This is a genomic window from Pseudoduganella sp. RAF53_2 (assembly GCF_052113985.1).
Taxonomy (GTDB): domain Bacteria; phylum Pseudomonadota; class Gammaproteobacteria; order Burkholderiales; family Burkholderiaceae_D; genus Rugamonas.
The window spans coordinates 1-3,824 of record NZ_JBFRDW010000600.1 but is presented as its reverse complement, the minus strand read 5'-3'; the positions used below and the strand labels follow the sequence as shown (position 1 = coordinate 3,824).

Below are 3,824 nucleotides of genomic sequence, written 5' to 3'. Positions count from 1 at the left end.
GCGACGATGTGGCGTGGTGAGGAGGCGTGTGATGGCGAGAGCGCTGATCTCAGCAGAATAAAGCATTTCTCGCGCCTGGCTGGGATGATGAATTGCCAGCACCAGCGCCTGGTCAATAAATCGCGACAAGGCACGATTCAGACGCGGCTGAGGAAATGCGTTGGCGCCACTCGGGGGAGAATATTTCTGGCTGTCCATACTTTGCTCCCATCTGGAAATGGCAAGACGCCGAGCGCAGTATGGCAGCAATACGATTTAAGTGACGCACTGCCGCGCAGTCAGCGGCGGCGAAATGGCTGAGCACCGCCGGTGCTGCGTTTTTCAATATGGCGGAATACGATGCGGCCCTTGCTCAGGTCGTAGGGCGACAATTCAAGCGTCACCTTATCGCCGGCCAGAATACGGATGAAATTCTTCTTCATTCGGCCCGCCGTGTAGGCGATTAATTTGTGGCCGTTATCCAGGTCGACGCGAAAGCGCTGGTCCGGCAGGATCTCCACGACCACGCCGTTCATTTCAATTAGTTCTTCTTTTGCCATGTGTTTTTTTAATGTGCGATTGCGAGRTGCGAAAAAAAAGCCCGCTTTGCTGCGGGCTTCGTTTCAATGTAATGCCAGTTTCAATCGCAGCTCCAGCCCGTGCTATCTGCGCGGTGCGGAGCAGTCGGCCAGTGCTATCTGCAAAGTGCCGGCGTGTGACCAATGTATGGTGCTACAAGGTGGAGCACTCGAGAACTCCACCGCAGAACGCAGTATAGCACAGTTTTTTGTGCGGCGCACAAATATTTCGCATTCCGAAAAGCGCATGCTGAGAAGCGCTCGTGCAGGCAGTGCCGTAAGAAACGACAATGGCCAGCCAGGTTGATGCGTGGTAGTGTAGGTGGCCTCCCCTGCGCCGGCAAAAATCTTCCGATGACGAACTGGAGCCGCAATGACACTGCTTGAGTGGCTACAACACGGCATGCTGGCCGTAAGCTGGTGGCAAATCGCGCTGCTTACCCTTGCGGCAACGCATATCACCATCGTCGCCGTCACGGTCTATCTGCACCGTTGCCAAACCCACGGCGCGCTGCGCCTGCATCCCCTGCCTGCCCATTTCTTTCGCTTCTGGCTTTGGCTCACCACGGGAATGGTGACGCGCGAGTGGGTCGCCGTGCATCGCTGCCATCACACCCACTGTGAAACCGGACGCGATCCACACAGCCCACAGGTCCTTGGCATTCATACTGTGCTGTGGCGCGGCGCCGAACTTTATCGCGATGCGATCGGACAGGCTGCCCTGCTTGAACGCTATGGCGCTGGCACACCAAACGACTGGATAGAACGCCGTGTGTATAGCCGCTATGTCTGGCAAGGCCCCGCCCTGCTGCTGCTCATCGATGTCGCACTGTTTGGCGTACTTGGCGTGACCATGTGGGCAGTCCAGATGATGTGGATACCATTTCTGGCGGCGGGCGTGATCAATGGCCTTGGCCACTATTTCGGCTACCGCAATTTCGACTGTAAGGAAGCTGCGACCAATATCCTGCCGCTTGGCTTGCTGATCGGCGGCGAGGAACTCCACAACAATCATCACACCTTCCCGACTTCGGCTAAATTGTCGGTCCGCTGGTTCGAGTTCGATATTGGATGGGGCTACATCCGCATCTTGCAATGGCTGCGCCTCGCCCGGGTGCGGCAGGCGGGAAATCCGCTGACCACCCAGGCCAATCAGGTGGCGCCCACCCTGGAATCCTTGAAACAAGTGCTGGCCAACCGCGCGCTGCTGGTGCGGCAGCTTACGCACAGCATGATGGAACTTTACCGGCTGGAGCGCGCGTCCTTGCTGCGACAGTTGCCGCGCGATGCGATGCGAAATATCGTGCGCCTGCTGCGGCGCGATCCACAGCGCCTGACGGCAGAAGAATTGAATCGCTTGACGCAATGGCTGGCGCATAGCGCGCCGCTAAGCCACATGCATCAGGCGCGCCTTCGCCTCAATCATCTCTGGGTCCCCTCCGGCGCCTCGGCCGAGCACCTGCTCGCCGAACTAAGGGCCTGGTGTGCAAGCGCCCAGCAGGAAGGCCCCGCACCATTGCGCCGCTTTGCGCTCCAGCTGGCGCGTTACGGGTGATCTGTGCCTGAAAAATAAAAAAGGCCAGCACTGGGCTGGCCTTTTTTGAATGGCAAAGGAAGAATTACTTCTTCTTTTTCGGCGCCAGAACCATGATCATCTGGCGGCCTTCCATTTTCGGGAACTGCTCGACCTGGCCATGCGGCTCCAGGTCGGCTTTCAGACGCTCGAGCATGCGCATGCCGATGTCCTGGTGGGCCATTTCACGGCCGCGGAAGCGCAGAGTGATCTTGGTCTTATCACCGTCTTCCAGGAACTTGATCAGATTGCGCAGCTTGATGTTGTAGTCGCCATCATCGGTACCCGGACGGAATTTGACTTCCTTCACGGAGATTACCTTCTGCTTCAACTTGGCTTCGTGCGCCTTCTTCTGTTCCGAATACTTGAACTTGCCGTAGTCCATGAGGCGGCAAACCGGTGGAGTCGCATTCGGCGCGATTTCCACCAGGTCGACGTTCGCCTCTTCCGCGAGACGGAAAGCTTCGGCCAGGCTTACGATGCCCAGCGGTTCATTGTCCACGCCCGACAGACGCATTTCGGGATGGGTGATCTCGCCATTGATGCGATGTGACTTGTCAGTAGCTATTGCAGTTTCCTTTAATGTTTGTTTGCTGGCCGGTTGCGGAGAAGTCCCGCATCAGGCTTTGGTAGCGACGTCTTGCTGGAGTCGCTCCACCAGGGCATCGATGGACATGACGCCCAGATCGACATTGCCCCGGGCACGCACGGCCACGGTGTTGGCATCCCGCTCTTTATCGCCGACAACCAGAATGTACGGCAGTTTTTGGACGGAATGTTCGCGTATTTTATACGTGATCTTCTCGTTGCGCAAATCAGCCTCCACGCGGAATCCCAGCTTTTTCAGCTTGGCAGCAAGGTCTTTGCAGTATTCCGCCTGCGCGTCGCTGATGTTGAGAATCGATACTTGCACAGGCGCAAGCCACATCGGCATCGCGCCGGCATGGTTCTCGATCAGGATGCCAATGAAGCGCTCCAGGGAACCAACAATCGCACGGTGCAGCATGACCGGGGTCTTGCGGGTGTTGTCAACATCGACATATTCCGCGCCCAGACGGCCCGGCATGGAGAAGTCCACCTGCATGGTGCCAACCTGCCACGGACGGCCCAGCGAATCCTTCAGGTGGTACTCGATCTTCGGACCGTAGAAAGCACCCTCGCCCGGCAGCTCAGTCCAGGTCACGCCGCAAGCGCGCAGCGCGGAACGCAGCGCTTCTTCGGCTTCATCCCATACTTCGTCTGAACCGATACGGCTGTCCGGACGCAGCGCCAGCTTCACGTCGATGCTGTCGAACTTGAAATCTTTATAGACTTCCATCGCCTGCGAGTGGAAGGCCGTCACTTCGGATTCGATCTGCTCTTCGGTACAGAAGATGTGGCCGTCGTCCTGGGTAAAGCCGCGCACGCGCATCACGCCGTGCAGCGCGCCCGAGGATTCGTTGCGGTGGCACTGGCCGAACTCGCCGTAGCGCAGCGGCAGGTCGCGATAGGAATGCAGGCCGGAGTTATAGATCTGCACGTGGCCCGGGCAGTTCATCGGCTTCAGCGCGTAGGAACGGTTCTCGGACTCGGTGGTGAACATGTTTTCGCGATAGTTCTCCCAGTGGCCGGTCTTTTCCCACAGGGTGCGGTCCAGGATCTGCGGCGCCTTCACTTCGTCGTAGCCGTTTTCCTGGTACTTGCGGCGCATGTAC

At 58.0% G+C, this 3,824-nt stretch carries 5 protein-coding genes; 1 reads left to right on the top strand and 4 read right to left on the bottom strand.

The annotated features are described in order from the left end of the window. The coding region (locus tag AB4Z11_RS26195) for a hypothetical protein (protein ID WP_442028770.1) at window positions 1-198 on the bottom strand (198 nt) is incomplete at its 3' end. A gap of 80 nt (window positions 199-278) precedes the next feature. Further along, window positions 279-539, bottom strand: coding sequence for a translation initiation factor IF-1 (infA, locus tag AB4Z11_RS26190; protein WP_442028769.1), 261 nt, complete (start codon window positions 537-539; stop codon window positions 279-281). A 391-nt stretch (window positions 540-930) separates the two neighbouring features. Between infA and AB4Z11_RS26185 the strand changes: the two genes are divergently transcribed. Beyond that, window positions 931-2,112, top strand: coding sequence for a DesA family fatty acid desaturase (locus AB4Z11_RS26185; RefSeq protein ID WP_442028768.1), 1,182 nt, complete (start codon window positions 931-933; stop codon window positions 2,110-2,112). A gap of 64 nt (window positions 2,113-2,176) precedes the next feature. Here the strand turns inward: AB4Z11_RS26185 and infC are convergent, their stop codons facing one another. Beyond that, window positions 2,177-2,698, bottom strand: coding sequence for a translation initiation factor IF-3 (gene infC / locus AB4Z11_RS26180; RefSeq protein WP_442028771.1), 522 nt, complete (start codon window positions 2,696-2,698; stop codon window positions 2,177-2,179). 51 nt (window positions 2,699-2,749) lie between these two features. Next, the coding region (gene thrS / locus AB4Z11_RS26175) for a threonine--tRNA ligase (protein WP_442028767.1) at window positions 2,750-3,824 on the bottom strand (1,075 nt) is incomplete at its 5' end.

Coding starts and splice junctions, on each gene's coding strand:
- AB4Z11_RS26185 (WP_442028768.1), top strand. CDS start 931: ATGACACTGCTTGAGTGGCTACAACACGGCATGCTGGCCGTAAGCTGG.
- infA (WP_442028769.1), bottom strand. CDS start 539: ATGGCAAAAGAAGAACTAATTGAAATGAACGGCGTGGTCGTGGAGATC.